The sequence below is a fragment of the Klebsiella sp. H-Nf2 genome, assembly GCF_002806645.1.
GTDB classification, from domain to species: Bacteria; Pseudomonadota; Gammaproteobacteria; order Enterobacterales; family Enterobacteriaceae; genus Klebsiella; species Klebsiella variicola.
In genome coordinates this window covers 601,560-626,003 of the sequence record NZ_PIBL01000001.1, presented here as the reverse complement: position 1 = coordinate 626,003, position 24,444 = coordinate 601,560, and the positions used below count along the sequence as shown (strand labels likewise).

The 24,444-nt window shown below is 59.5% G+C and carries 26 protein-coding genes; 12 read left to right on the top strand and 14 right to left on the bottom strand.

Annotated elements, in window-relative coordinates:
- Nucleotides 1–28 precede the first annotated feature (28 nt).
- The 3 genes from CWM58_RS03080 to sad form a co-directional block, all read right to left on the bottom strand.
- Nucleotides 29–397 carry a DUF4186 domain-containing protein gene (locus tag CWM58_RS03080; RefSeq protein ID WP_061154643.1) on the bottom strand — a complete coding sequence of 123 codons (369 nt, stop codon included), beginning with the start codon at nucleotides 395–397 and terminating at the stop codon, nucleotides 29–31.
- A complete protein-coding gene (gene glsB / locus CWM58_RS03075; RefSeq protein WP_061154644.1) occupies nucleotides 397–1,323 on the bottom strand; it encodes a glutaminase B in 927 nt (308 codons plus the stop codon). The genes CWM58_RS03080 and glsB overlap by 1 nt, the downstream gene beginning before the upstream one ends.
- 80 nt (nucleotides 1,324–1,403) lie before the next feature.
- Nucleotides 1,404–2,789: a succinate-semialdehyde dehydrogenase gene (sad, locus tag CWM58_RS03070; protein WP_100680197.1), complete on the bottom strand. Its 1,386-nt coding sequence runs from the start codon at nucleotides 2,787–2,789 to the stop codon at nucleotides 1,404–1,406.
- Between the two features lie 106 nt (nucleotides 2,790–2,895).
- Here sad and ptrR point away from each other — a divergent pair, with 106 nt between their 5' ends.
- Nucleotides 2,896–3,774 carry a putrescine utilization regulator PtrR gene (ptrR, locus tag CWM58_RS03065; RefSeq protein WP_012968263.1) on the top strand — a complete coding sequence of 293 codons (879 nt, stop codon included), beginning with the start codon at nucleotides 2,896–2,898 and terminating at the stop codon, nucleotides 3,772–3,774.
- Here ptrR and CWM58_RS03060 read toward each other — a convergent pair.
- On the bottom strand, nucleotides 3,728–4,210 hold the full coding sequence (locus CWM58_RS03060) for a GNAT family N-acetyltransferase (protein WP_100675614.1): 483 nt from the start codon (nucleotides 4,208–4,210) through the stop codon (nucleotides 3,728–3,730). The two genes, ptrR and CWM58_RS03060, sit on opposite strands and share 47 nt — an antisense overlap.
- Before the next feature lie 145 nt (nucleotides 4,211–4,355).
- On the opposite strand from CWM58_RS03060, the gene CWM58_RS03055 reads away from it, so the two are divergent.
- Complete coding sequence (locus tag CWM58_RS03055) at nucleotides 4,356–5,300, top strand: L-lactate dehydrogenase (protein ID WP_061154647.1); 945 nt, start codon at nucleotides 4,356–4,358, stop codon at nucleotides 5,298–5,300.
- 14 nt (nucleotides 5,301–5,314) lie between these two features.
- Here CWM58_RS03055 and CWM58_RS03050 read toward each other — a convergent pair whose 3' ends face one another.
- The 3 genes from CWM58_RS03050 to dtnK are packed head-to-tail and all read right to left on the bottom strand — an operon-like array spanning nucleotide 5,315 to nucleotide 8,292.
- Nucleotides 5,315–6,076, bottom strand: coding sequence for a DeoR/GlpR family DNA-binding transcription regulator (locus CWM58_RS03050; RefSeq protein ID WP_012968265.1), 762 nt, complete (start codon nucleotides 6,074–6,076; stop codon nucleotides 5,315–5,317).
- A 1-nt stretch (nucleotide 6,077) separates the two neighbouring features.
- Nucleotides 6,078–7,064 carry a D-threonate 4-phosphate dehydrogenase gene (locus tag CWM58_RS03045; RefSeq protein WP_008804955.1) on the bottom strand — a complete coding sequence of 329 codons (987 nt, stop codon included), beginning with the start codon at nucleotides 7,062–7,064 and terminating at the stop codon, nucleotides 6,078–6,080.
- A complete protein-coding gene (gene dtnK, locus CWM58_RS03040) occupies nucleotides 7,057–8,292 on the bottom strand; it encodes a D-threonate kinase (RefSeq protein WP_100680196.1) in 1,236 nt (411 codons plus the stop codon). Before dtnK ends, CWM58_RS03045 begins: the two co-directional genes overlap by 8 nt.
- 175 nt (nucleotides 8,293–8,467) lie before the next feature.
- Between dtnK and CWM58_RS03035 the strand changes: the two genes are divergently transcribed.
- The 4 genes from CWM58_RS03035 (at nucleotide 8,468) to CWM58_RS03020 (ending at nucleotide 12,932) form a co-directional block, all read left to right on the top strand.
- Complete coding sequence (locus tag CWM58_RS03035; RefSeq protein ID WP_061154649.1) at nucleotides 8,468–9,616, top strand: iron-containing alcohol dehydrogenase; 1,149 nt, start codon at nucleotides 8,468–8,470, stop codon at nucleotides 9,614–9,616.
- A 13-nt stretch (nucleotides 9,617–9,629) separates the two neighbouring features.
- Nucleotides 9,630–10,514, top strand: coding sequence for a dihydrodipicolinate synthase family protein (locus CWM58_RS03030; RefSeq protein ID WP_100680195.1), 885 nt, complete (start codon nucleotides 9,630–9,632; stop codon nucleotides 10,512–10,514).
- 84 nt (nucleotides 10,515–10,598) lie between these two features.
- Nucleotides 10,599–11,549, top strand: coding sequence for a phosphoglycerate dehydrogenase (locus CWM58_RS03025; RefSeq protein WP_100680194.1), 951 nt, complete (start codon nucleotides 10,599–10,601; stop codon nucleotides 11,547–11,549).
- 63 nt (nucleotides 11,550–11,612) lie between these two features.
- On the top strand, nucleotides 11,613–12,932 hold the full coding sequence (locus CWM58_RS03020; protein ID WP_061154652.1) for an MFS transporter: 1,320 nt from the start codon (nucleotides 11,613–11,615) through the stop codon (nucleotides 12,930–12,932).
- A 45-nt stretch (nucleotides 12,933–12,977) separates the two neighbouring features.
- On the opposite strand, the gene CWM58_RS03015 is transcribed toward CWM58_RS03020, so the two are convergent.
- The gene (locus CWM58_RS03015; protein ID WP_100680193.1) at nucleotides 12,978–13,772 is read right to left on the bottom strand and encodes a PhzF family phenazine biosynthesis protein; all 795 of its coding nucleotides are present in this window, start codon (nucleotides 13,770–13,772) and stop codon (nucleotides 12,978–12,980) included.
- 201 nt (nucleotides 13,773–13,973) lie between these two features.
- Between CWM58_RS03015 and CWM58_RS03010 the strand changes: the two genes are divergently transcribed.
- Nucleotides 13,974–15,173 carry a sugar transporter gene (locus CWM58_RS03010; protein WP_008804962.1) on the top strand — a complete coding sequence of 400 codons (1,200 nt, stop codon included), beginning with the start codon at nucleotides 13,974–13,976 and terminating at the stop codon, nucleotides 15,171–15,173.
- Nucleotides 15,174–15,243: 70 nt separating this feature from the next.
- Here the strand turns inward: CWM58_RS03010 and CWM58_RS03005 are convergent, their stop codons facing one another.
- Nucleotides 15,244–15,912 (bottom strand): MarC family NAAT transporter, encoded by a 669-nt coding sequence (locus CWM58_RS03005; protein WP_002904403.1) that lies wholly within the window; start codon nucleotides 15,910–15,912, stop codon nucleotides 15,244–15,246.
- Nucleotides 15,913–16,173: 261 nt separating this feature from the next.
- On the opposite strand from CWM58_RS03005, the gene marR reads away from it, so the two are divergent.
- From marR to marB, 3 genes are read left to right on the top strand one after another with little or no spacing between them, the layout of a single operon-like run.
- On the top strand, nucleotides 16,174–16,608 hold the full coding sequence (gene marR / locus CWM58_RS03000; RefSeq protein WP_008804963.1) for a multiple antibiotic resistance transcriptional regulator MarR: 435 nt from the start codon (nucleotides 16,174–16,176) through the stop codon (nucleotides 16,606–16,608).
- A gap of 19 nt (nucleotides 16,609–16,627) precedes the next feature.
- A complete protein-coding gene (gene marA / locus CWM58_RS02995) occupies nucleotides 16,628–17,002 on the top strand; it encodes an MDR efflux pump AcrAB transcriptional activator MarA (RefSeq protein ID WP_002904397.1) in 375 nt (124 codons plus the stop codon).
- 40 nt (nucleotides 17,003–17,042) lie between these two features.
- Nucleotides 17,043–17,261 (top strand): multiple antibiotic resistance protein MarB, encoded by a 219-nt coding sequence (gene marB / locus CWM58_RS02990; protein WP_038422522.1) that lies wholly within the window; start codon nucleotides 17,043–17,045, stop codon nucleotides 17,259–17,261.
- Between the two features lie 45 nt (nucleotides 17,262–17,306).
- On the opposite strand, the gene eamA is transcribed toward marB, so the two are convergent.
- The gene (eamA, locus tag CWM58_RS02985) at nucleotides 17,307–18,206 is read right to left on the bottom strand and encodes an O-acetylserine/cysteine exporter (RefSeq protein WP_061154654.1); all 900 of its coding nucleotides are present in this window, start codon (nucleotides 18,204–18,206) and stop codon (nucleotides 17,307–17,309) included.
- A gap of 194 nt (nucleotides 18,207–18,400) precedes the next feature.
- Between eamA and ydeE the strand changes: the two genes are divergently transcribed.
- Together ydeE and CWM58_RS02975 are read left to right on the top strand one after the other, a co-directional pair.
- On the top strand, nucleotides 18,401–19,594 hold the full coding sequence (ydeE, locus tag CWM58_RS02980; RefSeq protein ID WP_100680192.1) for an efflux MFS transporter YdeE: 1,194 nt from the start codon (nucleotides 18,401–18,403) through the stop codon (nucleotides 19,592–19,594).
- 140 nt (nucleotides 19,595–19,734) lie between these two features.
- Entirely contained in the window at nucleotides 19,735–20,217 is a 483-nt protein-coding gene (locus tag CWM58_RS02975) for a helix-turn-helix domain-containing protein (protein WP_100680191.1), read from the top strand.
- A 35-nt stretch (nucleotides 20,218–20,252) separates the two neighbouring features.
- Here CWM58_RS02975 and urtE read toward each other — a convergent pair whose 3' ends face one another.
- From urtE to urtB, 4 genes are read right to left on the bottom strand one after another with little or no spacing between them, the layout of a single operon-like run.
- Nucleotides 20,253–20,951, bottom strand: a complete 699-nt coding sequence (gene urtE, locus CWM58_RS02970; RefSeq protein WP_008804968.1) for an urea ABC transporter ATP-binding subunit UrtE — start codon at nucleotides 20,949–20,951, stop codon at nucleotides 20,253–20,255.
- Between the two features lie 9 nt (nucleotides 20,952–20,960).
- Nucleotides 20,961–21,758 carry an urea ABC transporter ATP-binding protein UrtD gene (urtD, locus tag CWM58_RS02965; protein ID WP_002904321.1) on the bottom strand — a complete coding sequence of 266 codons (798 nt, stop codon included), beginning with the start codon at nucleotides 21,756–21,758 and terminating at the stop codon, nucleotides 20,961–20,963.
- Complete coding sequence (gene urtC, locus CWM58_RS02960) at nucleotides 21,758–22,831, bottom strand: urea ABC transporter permease subunit UrtC (RefSeq protein WP_100680190.1); 1,074 nt, start codon at nucleotides 22,829–22,831, stop codon at nucleotides 21,758–21,760. The genes urtD and urtC overlap by 1 nt, the downstream gene beginning before the upstream one ends.
- The gene (gene urtB, locus CWM58_RS02955) at nucleotides 22,831–24,405 is read right to left on the bottom strand and encodes an urea ABC transporter permease subunit UrtB (RefSeq protein ID WP_061154657.1); all 1,575 of its coding nucleotides are present in this window, start codon (nucleotides 24,403–24,405) and stop codon (nucleotides 22,831–22,833) included. Before urtB ends, urtC begins: the two co-directional genes overlap by 1 nt.
- Nucleotides 24,406–24,444 lie beyond the last annotated feature (39 nt).

Below are 24,444 nucleotides of genomic sequence, written 5' to 3'. Positions count from 1 at the left end.
GCATACTCCGGCGCCGATCAAATGCAGATTACCGCACAGACGGGCCGTTCATCTGCAGCACCAGCCAGTGATGGATCACCTGCACCACATAGCGCTGCTCCTGCTCGCTCAGCGCGCGGCCGTGGGGAATGGCGTGCCATTTTTCCAGACAGCCGCGGCAGCAGGTGGCGGTCGCATGCTGGGCGATAAATACCGGGTGGCCGCGCATCGGCGTCTGCTTGCCGTCGTTCACCGGTTCGGCGGGCGCCAGTCGCTGACGGATAAAATCCGCAGCGTGCTGGTCGATGATCTCCGGCCCCTTATCGAGACAGTATTGCCGCTCTTTGACCCCGAGTCGAAAGCGTGAACGAAACGTCGAGCGCGCCAGACGGGCAAACAACCGATCCTGCTCAACCATCAGAACACCGACCTCCCCATCCGCTGAGTCAGTTTTTCCAGCAGCGCCACGCCGGCCAGCGAGTTCCCGGCGTCATCAAGCTCCGGGCTCCACACGGCGATCGCCATCTCCTGCGGCACAATCGCCACAATTCCGCCGCCGACGCCCGATTTCGCCGGCAGGCCAACGCGCCAGGCGAATTCGCCGGCGTTCTGGTACATGCCGCTGGTCATCATCAGGGCATTCACCTGACGGGACTGAATGGGCGCGATAACCGGTGCCTCCAGGTGCGGGGCGATACCGCGATCGGCGAGGAACAGGAAGGTCCGCGCCAGCTCAACGCAGCTCATCTCCAGCGAACAGTAGTGGAAATAGTTCTGCAACACGGTGGCGACGTCGTTATGGAAGTTACCGAAGGATTTCATCAGCCAGGCGATGGCGGCGTTGCGCGCCGAATGCTCGAACTCAGAACGGGCCACCACCGGATCGTAGGCGATATCGGGCACGCCGCTCAGGCGGCGGACAATCTCCAGCATCCGCTGACGCGGGGCGCTAAGCCGGCTCTGTAGCATGTCGCAGACCACCAGCGCCCCGGCGTTGATAAACGGGTTACGCGGTTTGCCCTGCTCGATCTCCAGCTGCAGAAGGGAGTTAAAGGGCTGGCCAGAGGGATCTTTCCCCACCCGCTGCCAGATCTCCTCTTCCTGATAGTGGTTCATGGCCACCACCAGGCTCAAAACCTTGGAGATAGACTGGATGGAAAAACGTTCATGCGCATCGCCGGCGGCAAAATGCTGCCCGTCCACCGTGCTGATCGCGATGCCAAGCTTATCGCCGCTGACGCTGGCCAGCGCCGGAATGTAATCCGCCACTTTACCGCGGCCAATCAGCGGCCTGATTTCTGCCAGAATGGCTTCCAGCATTGCGTTATTGATCACCGCCGCCACATGCAGCTCCTTGCCCACCATCGAAATTTGGTGGGCGAGTATAGCAGAGGTGGGCGACGGTCGTCAGGGGCTAACGTTGATTAGCGACGGTCTTTCCAGACAGTCTGCGCATTACAGAACTCGTGCAGACCAAAATGCGACAGCTCGCGACCAAAACCGCTCTTCTTCACGCCGCCGAAGGCCACGCGGGCGTCGCTGGCGCAGTAGCCGTTGAGGAAGACGCCGCCGCACTCCAGCTCGCGGGCGAAGCGCTGGGCCTGCGCCTCGTCGGTGGTATAGACCGTTGCCGACAGGCCAAACTCGCTGTCGTTGGCGAGGGCCAGCGCATGGTCAGCGTCGCGAGCGGTGGTGAGGGTCGCTACCGGACCAAACAGCTCCTGACGAAAACCAGTCATCCCGGCGGTGACGTTGCCCAGCACCGTTGGCGCATAGTAGTTGCCCGCCCCTTCGATTTTTTCCGCGCCCAGCAGCAGAGTCGCCCCTTCATCAAGGGTCGCCGTTACCTGCTGGTGCAGTTCATCGCGCAGGTCGAAACGCGCCATCGGCCCGACGTAGTTTTGCTCATCGCGCGGGTCGCCCATCTTCAGCGCCGCGACGGCGTCGACGAATTTGCGGGTGAACGCGTCGGCAATACCGGCTTCGAGGATAAAGCGTTTCGACGCGGCGCACACCTGGCCGCTGTTCTGATAGCGGCCGGTGACGGCGGCCTTCACCGCCTCATCCAGGTCGGCATCGTTGAGTACGATAAAGGGATCGGAGCCACCCAGCTCAAGCACGCATTTCTTCAGCGCCGCGCCCGCCTGGGCGCCAATCGCCTTCCCGGCACGGACGCTGCCGGTGACGGTCACCGCCGCGATGCGGTCGTCATTGATGATCTGCGAAACGCCGTCATTGGTGGCGTTCACCCAACCGAACACGCCATCAGGCAGGCCGGCGGCGGCAAAAATCTCGCCCAGCAGGCGGGCGCTGCCCATCACGTTCGGGGCATGCTTAAGCAGGTAGCTGTTGCCGGCCAGCAGGATCGGCACCGCGCCGCGCAGCACCTGCCAGACCGGGAAGTTCCACGGCATGACCGCCAGAATGGCGCCCAGGGGACGATACTCAATCACCGCCTGATTATTTTCCACCTGGGTGGCTTCCGTCGCCAGCATCGCCGGGCCGTGCTCGGCGTACCAGTCGCAGAGATTGGCGGATTTCGTCACCTCGCCGCGCGCCTGAGCAATCGGTTTGCCCATCTCGAGGGTGATCATCTGGGCCACCTGTTCACCGCGGGCGCGCAGCGCGGCCCCGATGCGGCGCAGCGCATCAGCGCGCTCGGCGAGCGGCGTTTGACGCCACTGGCGATAGCCTGCCGCGGCGAGAGCGATAGCCGCATCAACCTCACGTTCGCTGGCCCAGGGCAGCGAGGAGACCACCTCACCGGTAGTCGGGTTGACGGAAACCGCGTGCGTTGCAGATAAATTCATCGTTATTCTCTCTCTCGTTGCTTGCGAAGTAACCGTATTCTGGCTTACCTTTCCATTCATTGAAAATGAATAATATTAAGCAACGCATTCACAAAAGAAGAATAGAATGGACCTGACTCAGCTAGAGATGTTTAACGCTGTCGCCACCACCGGCAGCATTACCCAGGCGGCGCAGAAAGTGCATCGCGTGCCGTCCAACCTCACCACCCGCATCCGCCAGCTGGAAGCAGACCTCGGCGTAGAGCTGTTTATCCGCGAGAACCAGCGCCTGCGCCTCTCGCCTGCGGGACACAGCTTTTTGCGCTACAGCCAGCAGATCCTCGCCCTGGTGGACGAGGCGCGGATGGTGGTGGCAGGCGATGAACCCCAGGGACTGTTTTCTCTTGGTTCGCTGGAGAGCACCGCGGCGGTACGGATCCCCACCACCCTGGCCCACTTTAATCAGCGCTACCCGAAAATTCACCTGGCGCTCTCCACCGGCCCTTCCGGAACGATGATCGACGGCGTGCTGGAGGGCGCCCTGAGCGCCGCGTTCGTTGACGGCCCGCTGGTGCATCCGGGTCTGGAGGGGCTGCCGGTGTTCCCGGAAGAGATGATGATCGTCGCCCCGTACGGCCACGCGCCCATCGCCCGCGCCAGCGAAGTGAACGGGGCCAACGTTTACGCCTTTCGCGCCAACTGCTCCTACCGCCGGCATTTTGAGAGCTGGTTCCATGCCGACAGAGCAACCCCGGGCAGGATCCACGAGATGGAGTCTTACCATGGGATGCTGGCCTGCGTGATCGCCGGCGCGGGCCTGGCGTTGATCCCGCGCAGTATGCTGGAGAGTATGCCCGGTCATCAGCAGGTTTCCGCCTGGCCGCTGGCCGAAGAGTGGCGCTGGTTAACCACCTGGCTGGTGTGGCGCCGGGGCGCCAAAACCCGCCAGCTGGAGGCGTTTATAGCGCTGCTGAACGAAGATCGGCAAACAGCGGTTTCTCCATAAACACGCTGAGCGGATCGGGCTGATACGGCGCAAACGCGCAGCGGGTCTGGTAGCCGTTGCGCGTGTAGAGGGTGATGGCCGCATGCTGATGGATACCGGTTTCAAGCCGCAGCGTATGACAGTCGCGCTGGCGCGCTTTCGCTTCCAGCGCCGCCAGCAGCTTTTCTCCCAGTTGCTGTCCGCGGTGCTGCGGATCGATATAGACCCGCTTCATCTCGCCGAAACCTTCCTCACTGAGGACGATAGCCCCGCAGCCAACGGCCTCGCCCTGCGGGCTGCGGATGACCAGGGCGATCACCGTCTGCGGCGGCAGCTGGCTGAGGTCCAGCAAGTGGTTGCTCTCTGCCGGATAGAGTGTCTCCTGCCAGGCGTCGAGGGCGGCAATCAGAGCGGTAAATTCGGCGTCGGTGGGGGCGATGTCGGTAACGGTATACATAGGTGAACTCCTTTTTTTACGCCACTGTAGCGCGGCCTCGGCCTGTTTTCGCCATAGCATTAACTTATATTGCTGCCCACCTCTTGCGCTAACTCACTGAAACACAGTAACTTTATCTCCTGCCGTTCGTACTTGAGATCTGAATATGCACACCAAAGCCCGTAAAGTGATGATTATTGGCGCCGGCAATGTCGGCGCGTCGGCGGCCTACGCCCTGCTCAACCAGAGCATTTGCGAGGAACTGATCCTCGTCGACCTTAACCAACAGCGTGCCGAGGCCCATGCCCAGGATCTCAGCGATGCCGCGGCCTATCTGCCGGGGATGATGACCATCTCCACCCGGGAAGCCAGCGACTGCGCTGATGTCGATATCGCGGTGATCACCGTTTCCGGCGGTGCGCTGCGCCCCGGTCAGAGTCGGCTGGATGAACTGACCACGACGGCGAAGATTGTGAAAAGTATTGTGCCGACGATGATGGCCAACGGGTTTAACGGCATCTTTCTGGTGGCCACCAACCCCTGCGACATCATCACCTGGCAGGTATGGCAGCTCTCCGGCCTGCCGCGCAGTCAGGTGCTGGGCACCGGCGTCTGGCTGGATACCACTCGCCTGCGTCGCCTGCTGGCGCAGGAGCTGGATATTGGCGCCCAGAGCATCGACGCTTTTATCCTCGGCGAGCATGGCGATACCCAGTTTCCGGTATGGTCGCACTCGGCGGTGTATGGCTCGCCGATCGCCGACCTCTACCAGCAACGTACCGGCCGGCCGCTCGATCGCGAGGCAATGGCCGAAAAAGTACGAAAACTGGGGTTTGAGATCTACGCGGGTAAAGGCTGCACCGAATATGGCGTGGCAGGCACCATCGCCGAGATCTGCCGCAATATCTTCACCGGCAGCCACCGTGCGCTGGCAGTCTCCTGCATTCTTGACGGTGAGTACGGCGTCAGCGGCGCGGCGGCTGGGGTGCCGGCGGTGCTGGCCCAGGGTGGCGTGGAGCAGATTATTGAACTGCAGCTGGCCGCCGAGGAGCAGGCGAAGTTCAGCCAGTCGATGGCGGTGATCAAGGCCAATATCGCCCGTCTGCCCTGACGGCAGCCTGCAAGTCAGTCGGCAATGATCAGCTGCGGGGAAAGGGTCACCAGCGCCTCGCGGGTCGCCTCCGGCAGATGGGCGTCGGTGACGATATCGGTCAACGACTCCAGCGGGGCAATATTGAACAGTGACCAGGCGCCGTATTTGGAGCTGTCCGCCAGCAGGATGCGCCGCCGGGCATTAGCCATCAGATCACGTTTCAGGGCAGCCTTCTCCTCCGTCGGGGCGGTGATCCCCTTCTCGAGGTCCCAGCCGTTGCAACTGACGAAGGCAAGGTCCGGCCAGATGGTCTGCAGCAGGCGGCGGCCGTGATCGCCGATGCACGACTGGCTGCTGTCATCGATGCGCCCACCGATAATCGTCACTTCTATCTGCTTAAATTCCGACAAAAACAGCGCGATATGTAAATCGCTGGTGATCACCCGCAGCGGCAGATGGGTGATCTGCCGCGCCAGCTCAATCATGGTGGTGCCGGCGTCAAGCACAATCGCGTCGCCGGCTTTCACCAGCGCGGCCGCCGCGCTGGCGATAGCCTGCTTTTCCAGCGGACTGCGCTGGGCTTTCTCCAGCGTCGTCGGCTGGGAAGGAATAAACCGGTTCAGCGTCACCCCGCCGTGCGTGCGGCTGATCACCCCTTCCTGATCGAGTTTGATCAGGTCGCGGCGAATGGTGGCCGGCGAGGCGTTGGTCGCCGCCACCAGCTGGTCGACTGTCACCAGATTATGGCTTTTCAGGAAGTCCATAATCTGCTCTAACCGGTTATATCCCTTCATGTTATTCCTGCGCGATGTGCATGGCGAGCTCAATGGAGGTTGCCATGCTCTCAGACTTCGCTTTACCTGTCCAGGCAATATCAAACGCGGTGCCATGATCCGCTGAGGTGCGGATAAACGGCAGCCCGGCGGTAATATTCACCCCATCATAGAACCCGAGCAGCTTCAGCGGAATATGCCCCTGATCGTGATACATCGCCACCACCATGTCGTACATGCCTTCGTGACACTGCATAAACACCGTATCCGGTGGACAGGGGCCGGTGACCTCTATCCCCTGCGCCTGCATGGCGGCGACCGCCGGGGCGACGATGCGGATCTCTTCATCGCCAAACAGGCCGTTCTCTCCGGCGTGCGGATTAACACCGGCAACCGCAATGCGCGGACGTTGATAGCCGACCCGGCGCAAAAACCGATCCGCCACGCCAATCACCGTCTCGATCCTCGGCTGGTTGAGGGTATCGAGGAACTGGCGCAGGGCGATATGGGTGGTGATATGGATAACCTTGAGCTTCTCGGTATAGAGCACCATGGCGTAATCGGTGGTCTGCGTCAGGTGGGCCAGCAGTTCGGTATGGCCGGGGAAAGCGTGCCCGGCGAGATGCAGCGCCTCTTTATTTAGCGGCGCGGTAGCGATGGCCGCGACCGCGCCGTCCAGCGCCAGCGCGGTCGCCCGCCTGATGCAGCGAAACGCGAGGTCCCCTGCCTGGGCCTGGACTTCGCCAGGGCGCAGCCCCTGCGGGTCGCTGAGCGGTTCATCAATGACGTTGATGGTCGCTGGGGAAAAACGCGCCTCGGCGGGATGGTCAATGATGCGCAGCTCCGCCCGCGGCGTAATATTCAGCGCCAGGATCCGCCGCAGCGTCTGCGCGCAGCCCACCACCACCACCGGCGCGCCGCTCAGCGCCCCTTCGGCGAGGGATTTGATAATAATCTCCGGACCAATCCCTGCCGGGTCGCCCATTGTCACTGCAATCATGTTAGACACTCAGTTTCTCCTCAATAAAATTCACAACATTTAACAGCGTAGTGTCGGTGCCGAATCCCCCTGCTTTGGTCATCACCGGCCGCGACCAGCGACCGCCGAGAAAGTGCCCGTAAGGCACACACTGCGCCACCCGCCCACGGATCTGAAATCCGGTGGCGCCGAGCGCGTGCGCGACGGCGATGGCCACATCGCCGCCAGAGAGGTACAGGGCGCCCGGTGGGCACAGCGCCACCGCCTGCGCCGTGACGTCAGCAAGCCAGGCGCAGATGTGCTCCCCGTAGGCCGCGCGGCTGAGGCCATGTTCGCGACACTGGGCTTCAATCCCGTGCCGGGCGGCGTTATTCGGACGGGTGGTCACCACGCAGTGATGACCCTCACGCAGCACCTCGGCGATCCGCGAGGCTTCCTCCTTCGGCGATCCGCTAAAGGCCTGTTCGACATCAATTTCAATCTTCCTCACCCGGGAATGAGCCTGCAGCGCAGCGACCTGGCGCTGCGCCATCTCGCTCATCGACCCGACCAGCGCCAGCAGAGGCCCCTGCTCGCTGCGGCGAAGGCGGCGCGCCAGCGCCTCGCAAAGTCCCGCCGAGCCGACCAGCAGCGTCTCCCGCGCATGGGGCGCGACGGCGTCGATCACCTGGTCCAGATGGCGGTCTTCCCAGGCGTCGACAATCAACACTCGCTTCTCCTCGCCCGCCGTCGCTAATGTCGCCGGAAGCTGGGTAGCGTTCAGGGTCAGACAGGGAAGACGGCTCTGCATGGCGATAATTTCGCTAATCTCCGCCCGGCTCACGGGCGTTTTCGGATCGCTGGCAAATTCGGTCTGATCGAGGGCCACCCCATGCACATAGCAGCGCCCGTCCCGGGTATGCCTTCCTGCCGCCGGATACGCCGGGGCCACCACCGCCAGCCGGCAACCTTGCGCCGCCATCATTGCCTCCAGTTCGCCGCCGGGGTTGCCGCGCAGCGTGGAGTCAATCTTCTTTACCTGCCAGTGCGGGACGAATCTTGCCGCGCCGCGCAGCAGAGTGGTGACCTTGTCCGCGGCGGCGGCGGCGCTCATTGCCCGGCTGTCGCTGTTGAGAATTAGCGCCCGGGCGGTTGATGGCTGTCCGGCGCTGAAGGCCACTTCCACCGACATGCCCGCCTCCGCGAGGCTGACACCGGCATCATTCGCTCCCGTAAAGTCATCTGCCAGCACCAGCACCTGGTTATTACCGTCGTTCATTGTTCTGCCTTGTGGTCGATGAAAATCTGAAATTGATTATATTCAATCATATTTGATTAAATGTGAGCAAGCTCAAGTTATTAAACTGCCGTATAAATTATAACTTTTCCCCACCAGACGAGTGACAAGATTCATGAATGATTGAATTCAATCAATTACTACCAAGGAGAAACGCGTGGCGACGATACACAGCACAATCATCAGCGGAGCGGGCGCCTCAACGGCCCTGCTCCCGCTGTTGTCAGGTAAAACCCGCATCCTGCTGGTGACCGACCGGAACGTTGGCGCGCTGGAAGCGACCCAGGCGATCCATCGCCTGCTGGCAGCCGAAGGGCGTAAGGTTGAGGTCATTGACACGGTGCCGGCAGAGCCCAGCCATCACGATGTGGCACAGATTGTCAGCCAGCTGGGTGCCAGCCAGCCCCAGATGATCGTGGGCATCGGCGGGGGAAGCGTGCTGGATGTGGCGAAACTGCTCTCGGTGCTCCTGCATCCTGAGGCGCCCTCTCTGACGGCCCTGCTGGCAGGCGAGTTGCCACAACGACGGATTAGCTCATTGTTAATCCCGGCCACCGCCGGCACCGGCTCCGAAGCGACGCCGAACGCCATTCTGGCGATCCCCGAGCAGCAGACCAAAGTAGGGATCATCTCCCCGGTGCTGCTGCCGGACTATGTCGCCCTGCTGCCGGAGCTGACCACCAGCATGCCGGCCAGCATCGCGGCGTCGACCGGCATCGATGCCCTGTGTCATCTGCTGGAGTGCTTTACCTCCACCGTCGCCAACCCGGTAAGCGATAACGCCGCGTTAATCGGTTTACACAAGCTGGTGCGGCATATCGAACGTTCGGTGGATCAGCCGCAGGATCTGACGGCGAAGCTGGAGATGCTCTGGGCCTCGTGGTACGGCGGCGCGGCGATCAACCATGCCGGCACCCATCTGGTGCATGCGCTCTCCTATCCGCTTGGCGGTACCTGGCACCTGCCGCACGGGGTGGCTAACGCCATTCTGCTGGCGCCCTGCATGCGGGTGGTCCGCCCCCACGCGGTGGCAAAATTCGCTCAGGTCTGGGATCTGATCCCCGATGCAGATCGCACGCTCAGTGAGGAAGAGAAATCCCATGCGCTGGTCGCGTGGCTGGCGGCGCTGGTGAAACGATTGCCCCTGCCGGATAACCTGGCCGCGCTCGGCGTGCCCAGGGAGAGCATCCCTGCCCTCAGCGCAGCGGCGCAAAACGTCAAGCGCCTGATGAATAACGCCCCCTGCAGCGTCAGCCGCGAAGAGATTGCGGCTATCTATCAGACGCTGTTTCCAGAACATGCCTAACAGGAGAAAGAAAATGAGGAGAGCTATTAGCGGCGTACTCACCGCCATCGTCACCCCCTTTACCGCCGAGGGAGCCCTTGACCTCCCAGCGCTACGCCAGCAGGTGCAGCGTCAGCTCGCCGCGGGCAACGGTATTTTCTGCGGCGGCACCAACGGCGAGTTTTTTGTCCTCAATGAGGAGGAGAAGATCGCCGTCGCCAGAACCTGCGTGGAAGAAGCCGCCGGACGCGCGCCGGTGGTGGCGCATATCGGGGAGATTTCCACCCGCGAGACTCGCCGGCTGGGCCAGCAGATCGCCCGCCTCGGGGTTGACGCAGTATCGGCCATTACCCCGTGGTTCGTGCCCTTGAAGCAGGAGGAGTTGATAAACCACTATACGGCGATCGCCGACGCGCTGAGCGTCCCGCTCTTTCTTTACAACATTCCCGCCCGCACCGGGAACACCATTTCCCCGGAGACGGCGCGCCAGCTGGCCCGGCACGACAATATCATCGGCATTAAGGACAGCGCCGGCAGCTACGACAGCCTGAAAGGCTTTCTTGACGCGGTACGCGACATTGACGGTTTCGACGTTCTGAACGGGCCGGACTCGCTTATCCATCAGGGGTATGTCGATGGCTGCTCGGCCTGCATTTCAGGGCTTGCCAACGTCGCCCCCGCGGAAATCAACGCGATCTGGTCGCTTTTTCACGCCGGGGATATCGCCGGATCGCGCCAGGCGCAGGAGCGCGTGACGGGCCTGCGCACCGATCTGTATAAGGTGGCGTTCTCACCCGCGGCAGTGAAAAAAGCCCTGCAGCTGATGGGCCATGAGGTGGGCGACAGCCGCTACGCGGTGCAGTTTAGCGACGAACAGCTGCAGCAGATTAAAAATATCATCAAAACCTACCTTCACTAACGTTGGAACTCGCCCCAACCGTAAACGGCTGGGGCATAACCTTATTTTCGCGACGTCATCGTCGCCAGTACACAGGAAATGGTTATGAAAGTGATTTGCACCTCACCCTCATTCGCCAAATACGACAAAGCACCCGTCTCGGTGCTGAAAGATGCCGATCTGGAACTGGTCATGCTACCAGCCGACGCCTCTCTGGAAATCCTGGCTCAGCACCTGCCTGATGCCGTGGCGATGATCGTTGCTTTCACCGACGTCAATGAAACATTGTTGGCAAAAGCTCCGCAGCTCAAAATCGTCTGTAAACACGGCGTCGGGGTGGATAACATCGATCTTAACGCTACGCAACAACGAGGCGTGTTTGTCACCAACGTTCCTGATGCCAACAAGCATGCGGTGGCAGATTTTGCTTTTGGTTTAATTCTCAATACTGCCCGCCAGATTTCTCAGGCAATCTGTGAAACGAAAGCAGGCAACTGGCCTCGTATTTTTGCCACTGATGTTTATGGCAAAACCCTCGGGATCGTCGGTTTAGGCCATATCGGTAAGGAAGTGGCGCGACGTGCGCGCGGATTCAATATGCGAGTGCTCGCCACCGACGCCTGGCCAGACAGAGAATTTGCACAAGAACACCAGATTGAATATGTCTCACTGGATACCCTGACGGGGCAAAGTGATTTTATTAGCCTGCATACCCCTTTAACCCCGGAAACTGAAAATATGTTTAATGCCGCCCGGCTACAGCAGATGAAATCAGGGGCATTCCTGATTAATGTTTCCAGAGGCGGTATTGTTGATGAACAAGCTTTGTATGAAGCACTGAAATCAGGACATCTCGCCGGAGCCGCAGCTGACGTTTTTCTCGAAGAGCCTTGTGCTAAGCACCCTTTGTTTACCCTGGCGAATTTTGCGCCAACATCTCACATTGCTGGATATACGGATGGTGCAATAAGCAATATCAGCGCGCGCTGCGTCAACAATATAATCACCTGCGTCTGTCGCGGTGAACGTCCTGAAAACATTATGAATTCGCTGTAAATAACGAGGTGGGAAGCATGTCATTCCCACCAAAATGACGAACATCTACTCAGAGCCGAATATATGAACACGACAGCTAGCAATACTCGTATTCGCTGGTGGATAGCCGGATTAATGTGGTTGGCTATTGCCATTAACTATATCGACCGAACGGTATTATCTGCCGCAGCCCCTCATTTAATTGATGAACTGAAACTCGATCCCGAAATGATGGGCTTTATCATGGCGGCCTTCTTTTGGTCATATTCATTATTGCAGATCCCCGCGGGATGGTTTGCAGACCGCTTTGGTCAAAAGAAAGGACTCGGTATAGCAGTCGCCTGGTGGTCTATTGCCACCTCAATGATGGGCGTGGCAACCGGATTTAAATCACTTCTGGCATTGCGTCTGGCTTTGGGTGTTGGCGAGGCCGCAGCCTACCCCAGCAACGCAGGGATCGCCGCACGCTGGTTTCCGGATAAAGAACGTGCCACCGTATCCGGACTCTTCGATAGTGCGTCAAAATTTGGCGGGGCGATTGCCATGCCGCTTATCGTCTGGATGATCTACACCTTTGACTGGCGACTGACCTTTTTGATAATCGGTAGTGTGGGCATTTTGTGGGTTATCGCCTGGTATTTTATCTATGCTGAAAACCCTGAAGAACATAAACGCATTAGCGCTTCAGAAGTACGTTTGATTCGTGATGGACAAAAACAACATCACGGCGACAAAACGGTATTACCCATGAAATGGTATAAGCTCTTGCGTTATCGTAACATTTGGGCAATGTGCATCGGCTTTTTTACCATCAATTATACCTCCTATTTTTTCATTACCTGGCTTCCTACTTACCTGGTAAAAGAAAAAGGGATGGATTTTATAAAAATGGGAATGGTAGCCGCTCTGCCTTTATTATGCGGAATGGTTATCGAAATTTTTGCTGGCTGGGCCTCGGATCGCCTGGTACATAAAAAAGTGTTGTCTCTTACGGCCACCCGTAAACTGTTTTTGACCATCGGCTTGCTCATGGCTCTTTGCATCGGTTTTGCGCCATTTACCGACTCGGTTTTCATGACCGTCTTTCTCTTGTGTGTCGCCAAATCAGGCACTACGGTAGCCGCATCACAGGTTTGGGCCTTACCGGGTGATGTTGCACCCAAAAACAGTGTCTCCATTGTCGCTGGGCTGCAGAATACGGTGTCAAATATGGGGGGCGCGGTAGGTCCTATTATTACGGGTGCGATCGTCGCCGCAACAGGATCATTCAACTGGGCACTGATTTTCTCGGCCATTCTGGTCGTGGTCGGGATAATCAACTACCTGTTCCTGATGGGAAAAATCGAACCTATCAATGATCAAGGTGAAAAATCACCGGTCCTGAATACTGCAGAACAACATTAAGCACAATCCGCCCGGTAGACGAAGCCACCGGGCGTAAACACATTGTTACCCTCGCAGGTAAACCGTTCCGCGCAGATAGGTGGTGGCCTGGCCGCCAATCAGCACCCTGTCGCCCTGCCACTGGCAGCGCAGGTCGCCGCCGCGGGCGGAAACCTGGCGCGCTGTCATGGTGGTTTTTCCCAGCTTTTCGCCCCACCAGGGGATCAGCATGCTGTGGGCGGAGCCGGTCACCGGATCTTCCGGCACCCCTTCTCCCGGGCAGAAGAAGCGGCTGACAAAGTCATACTCCTCATCCGGCGCGCTGACGCAGATCATTTTGCCGAGCTTCTGCAGACGTGCCATATCGGTCTGCACCGCTTCAACCTGCTGGCGATCCGCCAGCACGACCAGATAATCACGCCCTTCCCGCACCTCGACGGCAGACTCAAGCCCCAGTCCGGCCAGCAGGTCCGCCGGCGGGTTGTCCACCGGGGTAGTCGACCACGCCGGGAAGTCGAGCGTCAGCCAGTCGCCGCTGCGGGTCACCCGCAGTTCACCGACAAAACGGGTGCTGAAGGTAATCGTCGCCGAGGGATGGTCAAGATACTCGAAAATAACATGCGCCGTCGCCAGGGTGGCGTGGCCGCAGAGGTTGATCTCGCCCAGCGTGGTAAACCAGCGCAGCTCATAGCCTTCGTCGGTGTGGACGAAAAACGCCGTTTCGGACTGATTATGCTGTTGGGCCATTTTCAGCAATACATCGTCCGCTAACCACTCGCTGAGCGGGCAAACGGCCGCGGCATTACCGCCAAAGTTTTTATCGCTGAAGGCATCGACCAGATAAAATTGAATTTCCTGCATACACTGTCCTTACTTTTTTTACTTTCCTTCAACATGACATAAAAGCGCTCCCCTGACACTATCCATAGCAAAATTAATTGTTTAACCGCGGCCAGCCACTTGCAGCGAAATGAGATACAGATCACAAAATGATTGTCTTTTCGCCAGTAATCGTTTTAAGATCACCGTCACATCTTCCCTTGAATCACCCATCCAGAGCTTATGACTACGAATACGGTCTCACGCAAGGTAGCGTGGCTACGTGTCGTGACGTTGGCCATCGCCGCGTTTATTTTCAACACCACAGAATTCGCCCCTGTCGGTCTGCTGTCCGATATTGCCGGCAGCTTCGGCATGGAAACCGCCCAGGTGGGCATGATGCTCACCATTTATGCATGGGTGGTCGCACTGATGTCGCTGCCGTTTATGCTGCTCACCAGCAAAATGGAGCGCCGGCGTCTGCTCATCGGCCTGTTTATTCTGTTTATCGCCAGCCACGTTCTGTCGTTTTTTGCGTGGAGTTTTGACGTCCTGGTGATTAGCCGCATTGGCATCGCTTTTGCGCATGCGGTTTTCTGGTCGATTACCTCAGCGCTGGCCATCCGCATGGCGCCTCCCGGCAAACGGGCGCAGGCGCTGAGCCTGATCGCCACCGGTACAGCCCTGGCGATGGTGTTCGGTATTCCGATTGGCCGCATCATCGGCCAGTATTTTGGCTGGCGAATGACCTTCCTGGCGATTGGCCTGGGCGCGTTAGCCACCCTTGCCTGTCTGGTAAAACTGCTGCCGACGCTACCGAGCGAACATTCTGGCTCGCTGAAAAGCCTGCCGGTGCTGTTCCGCCGTCCGGCGCTGGTCAGCGTTTATATTCTGACCGTGGTGGTGGTGACCGCCCACTATACCGCCTACAGCTATATCGAGCCCTTTGTCCAGACGGTGGCGGGCCTGAGCGGCAACTTTGCTACCGTGCTGCTGTTGATCCTCGGCGGGGCCGGTATTATCGGCAGCATTCTGTTCGGTAAGCTCGGCAACCAGCATGCTTCCGGGCTGATTAGCATCGCTATCGGCCTGCTGCTGGCCTGCCTGCTGTTGCTCCTGCCTGCCTCGGACAATGCACATCATCTGATGCTGCTCAGTATCTTCTGGGGCGTGGCGATCATGATTATTGGTCTCGGTATGCAGGTTAAAGTGCTGGCTTCCGCGCCGGATGCCACCGACGTCGCCATGTCCCTGTTCTCGGGCATCTTTAATATTGGTATTGGCGCTGGCGCGCTGGTGGGCAGCCAGGTGAGTCTGCATCTGTCGATGGCTTCCATCGGCTACATCGGTGCCATCCCGGCGCTGGCCGCGCTGGTATGGTCTCTGATGATCTTCCGCCGCTGGCCGGTATCGCTGGAAGACCATCAACCGCACCACTCCTGAGTTACAGCGATAAAAAAGCCTGCCGGCATTGCTACCGGCAGGCTGTTGTCTCTCATCCCATCCGGGGCGATCAGGGGTGCCAGGTCGAAATGATCTCCAGCACGCCATTAATAATAAACTGCACGCCCATACAGACCAGCAGGAAGCCCATCAGTCGCGAAATGGCCTCGATGCCGCCTTTGCCTACCAGACGCATAATCGCGCCGGAACTGCGCAGACAAGCCCACAGAATCACCCCTAACAGCAAAAAGATGATCGGCGGCGCCGCCAGTACCACCCACTCCGGGAAGTCCACGCCGTGCTTAACGGTCGAGGCGGAGCTAATAATCATCGCGATGGTGCCCGGACCGGCGGTGCTTGGCATCGCCAGCGGCACAAAGGCGATATTGGCGGTCGGTTCATCCTGCAGTTCTTCCGATTTGATCTTCGCTTCCATCGAATCGTGGGCTTTTTGCTGGGGGAACAGCATGCGGAAACCGATAAAAGCTACAATCAATCCCCCGGCGATACGCAGCCCAGGTATTGATATGCCGAATGTATTCATCACCACCTGACCGGCATACCACGACACCATCAGGATGGCGAACACATACACCGATGCCATCAACGCCTGCTTGTTCCGCTCGGCGTTGTTCATATTGCCCGCCAGGCCGAGGAACAGCGCCACGGTGGTCAGTGGGTTTGCCAGCGGTAAAAGCACCGCCAGGCCAAGCCCTATTGCTTTAAACAAATCGAACATAGTTAATTAAAGTCCCGTTAATATTCATTTTTTAAGTATTGTTTCGTTCCGTGAGTATACCGGCTTCGACACTTTCGCCGCCAGCCTGCTGATAAACCACTTCCGCTAAAAATTAACAAGCGTTAGCAAAACCACAAACAGTGACCCACGTCAGATTTTTTTATTTTAGCAAATCGTGGCATCGGCCAATTCATAATGTTGACTTATGATTGCCTGGGCAATAGTATCACTTGCAACTAATTAATTGCCTGGGCAACCATCATGAAAAGTACCAGCGACCTGTTTAATGAAATGATCCCGTTGGGCCGCTTGATCCAGATGGTTAACCAGAAAAAAGATCGCCTGCTCAACGACTACCTCTCACCCATGGATATTACCGCGACCCAGTTTCGCGTGCTCTGTTCCATTCGTTGCGAAGTATGTATTACCCCCGTTGAGCTGAAAACCGTGCTTTCCGTCGACCCGGGCGCGATGACGCGTATGCTCGACCGCCTGGCGTGCAAAGGCTGGATTGAACGGTTACCCAACCCCGCTGACAAGCGCGGCGTGCTGGTGCAGTTGACACCGGACGGCGCAGCCCTTTGCGAGCAGTGTCATCAGGTTGTGGGTCAGAAGTTACACCAGGAGTTAACAAAAAATCTGTCGGCGGACGAAGTCGTCGCGCTTGAGCAACTACTCAAGAAGGTCCTGCCGTAAAATAAGAAGAGGTAAGATGATGTCCAGACGTAATAATGACGCCATCACTATCCATAGTATTTTGTCGTGGATCGAGGATAACCTGGAATCGCCCCTGTCGCTGGAAAAAGTGTCTGAGCGTTCAGGTTACTCCAAGTGGCACCTGCAACGAATGTTTAAGAAAGAGACCGGCCATTCCCTCGGCCAGTACATCCGCAGCCGCAAGCTGACGGAGATTGCGCAAAAGCTCAAGCAGAGCAATGAGCCCATTTTGTACCTGGCGGAACGCTACGGTTTCGAGTCGCAGCAGACCCTGACGCGAACGTTCAAGAACTATTTCGATGTTCCGCCCCACAAGTATCGCATAACGAATGTACCTGGCGAATCCCGCTATCTGCATCCGCTAAATAACTGATGTTAATCGCCTGCATTATCAAAGACGTATTGAGGAAATCATGAAATTATTCGCTACCGCAGCTATCGTACTCCTGTCGCTGGTCTCCAGCCTCAGCTATGCGGAGCAAAACACCACGCCGGTGCGTCAAAACCAGCGTGATACAATGATTATCCCTTCGGAACATAACGATTCGCCATTTGATTTCAATCATATGGCGGCTGGCAGTGATAAATCCGACGAACTGGGCGTGCCGTACTACCAGCAGCACGACCTGTGATGCCATTACACGCGTAATTGTGTAGCCCCTTCTTCGGGGCTTTTTTTATCCGCGCGCTATACCCGGCCGCACCAGACGTAAGCCGAAGACGTTAATATAGAGCCCGGCCATAATCAGTACCGCCCCGGTGAGCTGCAGTCCGCTCAGCGTCTCCCCCAGCAGCAGCGCAGCGCTGGCCATCCCCACTACCGGCACCAGCAGCGACAGCGGCGCCACCCGCCAGGTCTCATAGCGCCCCAGCAGCGATCCCCAGATACCATAGCCGACGATAGTGGCGATAAACGCCAGATAGAGCAGCGACAGTATCGTCAGCAGATCGATGTGTTGCAGACTCGCCAGCATGGTCTGCGGGCCATCAATTAGCCATGAGGCCAGCATAAACGGCAGCACCGGGATCAACGCGCTCCACACCACCAGCGACATAATGGGCGGCCGGGCGGCATGCGACATGATTTTCTTGTTGAAGATATTACCGCAGGCCCAGCTGAGCGCTGCCGCCAGGGTCAGCATAAAGCCCACCAGCGGCACATGCTCCCCGCCGAGGCTGCCCTCTACCAGCACCAGCACGCCAAAGATCGCCAGCGCGATCCCCGCCAGCTGCTTGCCCTGCAGACGTTCGCCAAAGACGAAGGCGCCGAGAATGATGGTAAAGAAGGCTTGCGCCTGCAGTACCAGCGAAGCCAGCCCGGCAGGCATACCCAGGCCGATAGCGCAGAACAGAAAGGCAAACTGACCAAAGCTAATGGTCAGGCCATAACCCAGCAGCAAGCGCAGCGGGATGGCAGGCCGGGACACAAACAGCAGCGCCGGGAAGGCGACCAACATAAAGCGCAGCCCCGCCAGCATCAGCGGCGGCATATTGTGTAATCCCAGCTTAATCACCACAAAGTTAAGCCCCCACACCACCACTACCAGCAGCGCCAGCAGTCCATCTTTCCTCGTCATACCCTGCCTCTGTCGTTATTAGAATTTTTGTGAACAAAATCAAAGTAACCAAAAAGCGGCCGTCGGGATAGATCATTATTTTTGGCAGGCCAGGAAGTGCGCCCGGCGACCGGGCTGACCTGTACAAGGCGTAATGAGCATGTTATTTGTGATCGAAGACATAAAATTATAACAACATGACAGGCAAGGAAATCATGATCACCACTCTCAGGCGCTCCACCATCGCGCTGCTGGCATCGTCGTTACTGTTAACTATTGGCCGCGGGGCCACACTGCCGTTTATGACTATTTACCTCACCCGACGTTATCAGCTGGATGTCGATGTGATTGGCTACGCGCTGTCGCTGGCGCTGGTGGTCGGCGTGCTGTTCAGCATGGGCTTTGGCATCCTCGCGGATAAGTTCGACAAAAAGCGCTATATGGTGTGGTCAGTGCTGGTGTTTATTCTGGGATTTAGCGCGATACCGCTGGTCGATAATCCCATCCTGGTGGTGATCTTCTTTGCGTTGATCAACTGCGCCTACTCGGTGTTTTCCACCGTGCTAAAAGCCTGGTTCGCCGACCGACTGACGCCGGAGAAAAAAGCGCGTATCTTCTCGCTGAACTATACCATCCTCAATATCGGCTGGACCGTCGGGCCGCCCATCGGCACGCTGCTGGTGATGCACAGCATCAATTTGCCGTTCTGGCTGGCGGCCGCCTGCGCCGCCTTTCCATTGGTGTTTATTCAGCTGTTTCTCCAGCGGGAGGTGGCCGCGGCCCAGCCGGGTGCTGCCGCCTGGTCTCCCTCAGTGTTGCTGCATGACCGGGCGCTGCTGTGGTTTACCTGCTCCGGGCTGCTGGCCTCCTTCGTCAGCGGCGCTTTCGCCTCCTGTCTCTCGCAGTATGTACTGGTGGTCGCCAGCAGTGACTTCGCCGAGAAAGTGGTGGCCGTCGTGCTCCCGGTTAACGCCGCGGTGGTGGTCGCTTTGCAGTACGCGGTTGGCCGACGACTGAGCGCCAGAAATATTCGCCCGCTGATGACCTTCGGCACCGTCTGCTTTGTTATCGGCCTCGTGGGCTTTATGTTCTCTGGCGCCAACCTGTGGGCGTGGGGGATCTCGGCGGCGATCTTCACCCTCGGCGAAGTGATTTATGCCCCCGGGGAGTATATGCTGATTGACCATATTGCCCCGTCGGGGATGAAGGCCAGTTACTTCTCCGCCCAGTCGCTGGGGTGGCTGGGCGCGGCATTTAACCCGATGTTCACCGGGATGATCCTCACCCATCTGCCGCACTGGTCGCTTTTTGTCATTCTTATCGTGGCGATTGTCGCCGCCTGGCTGATGATTTTCCGCGGGATGAATGCCCGTCCCTGGCAGCCGGATTGTCCGCTGGCCAACGCCTGACGCCAGCTGGCATGCGGCTGTCGGGTTGATGTCGGGTTGATGTCGGGCCGCTGTCGGGTCGCTGTCGTGGTGGCTGGCGGCCCGGTTCACCATACTCCATCACAGGTTTACATCCGCAGAACGTCATGGAGCATACGAATATGAACAGCAACAATCAGGTCAAACAATTACGGCTACAGCGCGCCTGGTCCCAGGAACAGCTGGCCGAAATGGCGGGTCTCAGCGTCCGCACGATCCAGCGCATTGAGAATGGCGAACGCCCGGGGCTGGAGACTCTCAGCGCCCTCGCCGCGGTCTTTGAGGTCACGGTGGCCGAGATCGGCGGCGAAGCCTCGCGGGAGGGCGCGTCGGGCCCGGAAGCCTCGCTGGATCTGCGCATAGAGGAAGCCAAAGCGCGGGTGCATCAGGAGAGCCGCTTTTTCCGTTCGCTGTCGGTGGCGCTGGTGGTTTGCGTGCTGCTGGCGGTGCTTAACCGCTTCACTAATCCACAGTACTACTGGTCCGGCTGGGTCGCCCTGATCTGGGGCGCCCTGCTGGTGGTGAGAGGATTACGCCTGTTCGTGTTCGGCGAATGGATCAAAAACTGGCGCCAGGCGCGCCTGCAGCGGCTGTTGCGCAAATAGCCCGCAAACCGGCGGCGCGCACGCCGCCGGCCTGGTCAGATGGTCACCATGGCGCGCACGCCGTCGCTCTCCATATCACCGCCCTTACCCTGCTGGACGATGGCGCCGCGCGACATCACCAGGTAGTGGTCCGCCAGCCCGGCGGCAAAGTCATAGAACTGCTCCACCAGCAGGATCGCCATATCCCCGCGGCTCGCCAGCTGGCGGATCACCTCGCCAATCTCTTTGATAACCGAAGGCTGGATCCCCTCGGTGGGTTCATCAAGGATCAGCAGCTGCGGACGGCTGGCCAGCGCGCGGCCAATCGCCAGCTGTTGCTGTTGACCGCCGGATAAGTCACCGCCTCGCCGCTGCTTCATGGTCTTGAGCACCGGGAAAAGCTGGTAGATCTCCTCCGGCACCTGCTGCGCTTCGCGGGCGGGAAAGCGCGACAGCCCCATCAGCAGGTTTTCTTCCACTGTCAGGCGCGGAAATATCTCGCGCCCCTGGGGAACGTAGGCGACCCCGGCCTGCACCCGCTGGTGCGGTTTGCGATGGGTGATGTTCTGATCCTGCCAGCGTACCTCACCGCTGCGCGCCGGGATCAGCCCCATCAGGCATTTCAGCAGCGTGGTCTTACCAACGCCATTGCGCCCCAGCAGGCAGGTGACTTCACCCTGGCGGGCGGAAAAATCCACCCCACGCAAAATATGGCTGCCGCCGTAGTATTGATGTAGCTGACTCACCTGTAACATTGGCGCTCCTTAACGTCCCAGATAAACTTCAATGACCTGCTCATTGGCCTGCACCTCCCGCAGCGATCCCTCCGCCAGCACCTGGCCCTGATGCAGGACCGTCACCCGGTCGGCGATGGTCTCGACAAATCCCATGTCGTGCTCCACCACCATCAGGGAGTGCTGTCCAGCCAGGGTACGAAACAGCTCCGCCGTATACTCCGTTTCCGCATCGGTCATGCCGGCCGCCGGCTCATCAAGCAGCAGCAGATGCGGCTCCTGCACCAGCAGCATGCCGATCTCAAGAAACTGTTTCTGGCCATGGGACAGCAGACCGGCCTGGCGGTAGCGCTCACCATCGAGACGCAGCAGGCGCAGCACCTCATTCAGCCGATCGTCCTGTTCGCTGCTCAGCCGGGCGCGCAGGCTGGCCCACACCGATTTATCTCCCTTCATCGCCAGGGCGAGATTTTCCGCCACCGTCAGCGCTTCGAAGACCGTCGGCTTCTGAAACTTGCGCCCGATGCCCTGGCGGGCGATGGCCACCGGGTCAAGGGTGGTCAGATCCACCGACTGGTCATAGAGCGCTTTGCCGCTTTGCGGCCGGGTCTTGCCGGTGATCACGTCCATCAGGGTGGTCTTGCCCGCCCCGTTGGGGCCGATCACGCAGCGCAGTTCGCCGACGCCTATCGCCAGCGACAGATCCGTCAGCGCCCGGAAACCGTCAAAGCTGACGTTGATGTTCTCCAGCTGCAGCACTGGATCGGTTTGTTCGCGAAAGCGATCGCCGGGCAGCTGACGGGTAAACAGTCCTTCATCCGGTTGCATTAGCGGTCTCCTCGACGCAGCAGGCCCATCACCCCGCGGGGTAAAAACAGGGTCACGATGATGAAGATGAGGCCCAGAAACAGCTGCCAGTACTCTGGCATCGCCACGGTGAAAATGCTTTTCGCGCCGTTGACCAGCCCGGCGCCAAGCACCGGGCCGATCAGGGTGCCGCGCCCGCCGAGCGCCACCCAGATGGCGGCCTCGATGGAGTTGGTCGGCGACATTTCGCTGGGGTTGATGATCCCGACCTGCGGGACATATAACGCCCCCGCCAGACCGCAGATCACCGCCGACAGCGTCCATACCAGCAGCTTGAAGCCGCGCGGGTCGTACCCGCAGAACATCAGCCGGTTTTCGGCATCACGCACCGCGGTGAGGATCCGGCCAAACTTACTCTGCGCCAGCGACGAGCCCAGCCACAGGGTCAGCAACAGCAGCAAAACCGTGGCCATAAACAGGGTGGCGCGGGTGCCGGTGGCGGTGACCGGAAAACCCAGCAGCGTGGTAAAACCGGTGAAGCCGTTGTTGCCGCCAAACCCGGTCTCGTTGCGAAAGAACAGCAGCATACCGGCATAGGTCAGGGCCTGGGTCATGATCGAGAAATAGACCCCTTTGATCTTCGAGCGAAAGGCAAACCAGCCGAAAACCAGGGCCAGCAGACCGGGAACCAGCACCACCAGCGCCATCGCCCAGGCGAAATGCTGCGTGCCCCACCAGAACCAGGGCAGCTCGCTCCAGGAGAGAAAAGACATAAACGCCGGCAGACCGTCGCCCGCCGCCTGGCGCATCAGGTACATCCCCATGGCGTACCCGCCGAGGGCAAAGAAAATGCCGTGCCCCAGCGACAGCATACCCGCATAGCCCCAGACCAGATCCAGCGCCACCGCCACAATGGCGTAGCAGAGGATTTTGCCGCTCAACGTCAGCAGCCAGCTCGGCACCGCCAGCGGATGCGAGGCCGGCAGCAGCGCCAGGAATGGCATACTCAGCAGACCCAGCACCAGCAGGATCCCCAGCCAGCGCAGAGGCCGCGGCGCGCGCTGCGCCAGCGTTAAGGTGATTGGTTGGCTCATCAGTCAATAACCCTCCCTTTCAGCGCGAACAGACCCTGCGGGCGTTTCTGAATAAACAGAATAATCATCACCAGGATCAGGATTTTGCCCAGCACCGCGCCCATTTGGGGTTCGAGAATTTTGTTGAAAATCCCCAGCCCAAAGGCCGCCGCCACGCTGCCGGCCAGCTGGCCGACGCCGCCCAGCACCACCACCAGAAACGAGTCGATGATGTATCCCTGACCCAGTTCAGGCCCGACGTTGCCAAGCTGCGACAGCGCCACGCCGCCCAGCCCGGCAATACCGGAGCCGAGGCCAAAGGCCAGCATATCCACTCGCCCGGTAGGCACGCCGCAGCAGGCGGCCATCGCCCGGTTCTGCGTCACGGCGCGGACGTTCATCCCCAGACGGGTGCGGTTCAGGATGAGCCAGGTAAAGGACAGCACCAGCAGGACGAACGCCAGCACCGCCAGTCGGTTCCACGGCAGGATCAGGTTCGGCAGGACCTGCACGCCGCCGGAGAGCCAGGCCGGGTTTGCCACCTCCACGTTCTGCGCGCCAAACAGCATCCTCACCAGCTGGATAAGCATCAGGCTGATCCCCCAGGTGGCGAGCAGCGTTTCCAGCGGCCGACCATACAGATGACGAATAATGGTGCGCTCCAGCGCCATGCCGATCCCGGCGGTCACCAGAAACGCCACCGGCAGCGCGACCAGAGGATAAAAGGCCAGCCATTGCGGCGCGAGCTGCGCCAGCGCCTGCTGTACCAGCCAGCAGCTGTAGGCGCCGATCATTAACATCTCGCCGTGGGCCATGTTAATCACCCCCAGCAGGCCATAGGTGATCGCCAGCCCCAGCGCGGCCAGCAGCAGCACCGATCCCAGCGACAGCCCCATAAAGGCCTGGCCCAGCAGATCGCCGAGCAGCAAACGATGTTTGATCTTTTGCAGGCTGTCGCTGGCCGCCTCGCGCACCGCCGCATCCGGCTCATGCTGGGCATCGGTAAAGGGGATCAGCAGCGCCTGGGTTTCCGGGTCCGCGGAATGGCCGAGCAGCGTCACGGCGGCCAGTCGCGCGCTGGCCTCAGGCTGAGTGAGCTGCAGGCGCGCCAGCGCCACCTCCAGCAGGCCCCGCACATTTTCATCGGTTTCCGCCTGCAGCCGCTGTTGCAGCAGCGCGGCCATGGCCGGGGTCGCTTCCCGCTGTAGCGTTCGTGCGGCGGAAGCTCTCTCCGTGACGTTGTCACTTAAAATAAGGTGGCTGGCCAGCGCGCCAGCAGCCAGATTGCGTAGCCGGTTGGTCAGACGGACCGGTCGGGTTTCGCCCTGCGGCGCGGCGGCAGCGCCCAATGGCTGTAATCCGCCCTGTCGGGTGCGGAAAGCATGTTTTCCGTCGTCCATCACCAGGCTCTCGGTGGTCAACGCCCGCAGCAGCGGCAGACGATCCGCCTGCGGTGCTGCCGCCCACTGGGTCAACAGCTGCGCCTGCTGGCTGCGGCTGGCGGCAACAAAGTCGTCCGCCTCCGCGGCCTGCGCCCGCCACGGCAGCAGGATCAGCAGTAGCGCCAACACACTCATGAGACGCAATGCGTTCATGTCGTTCTCCTCTGGTCAGCGGCCGACGGGCGCTATGCT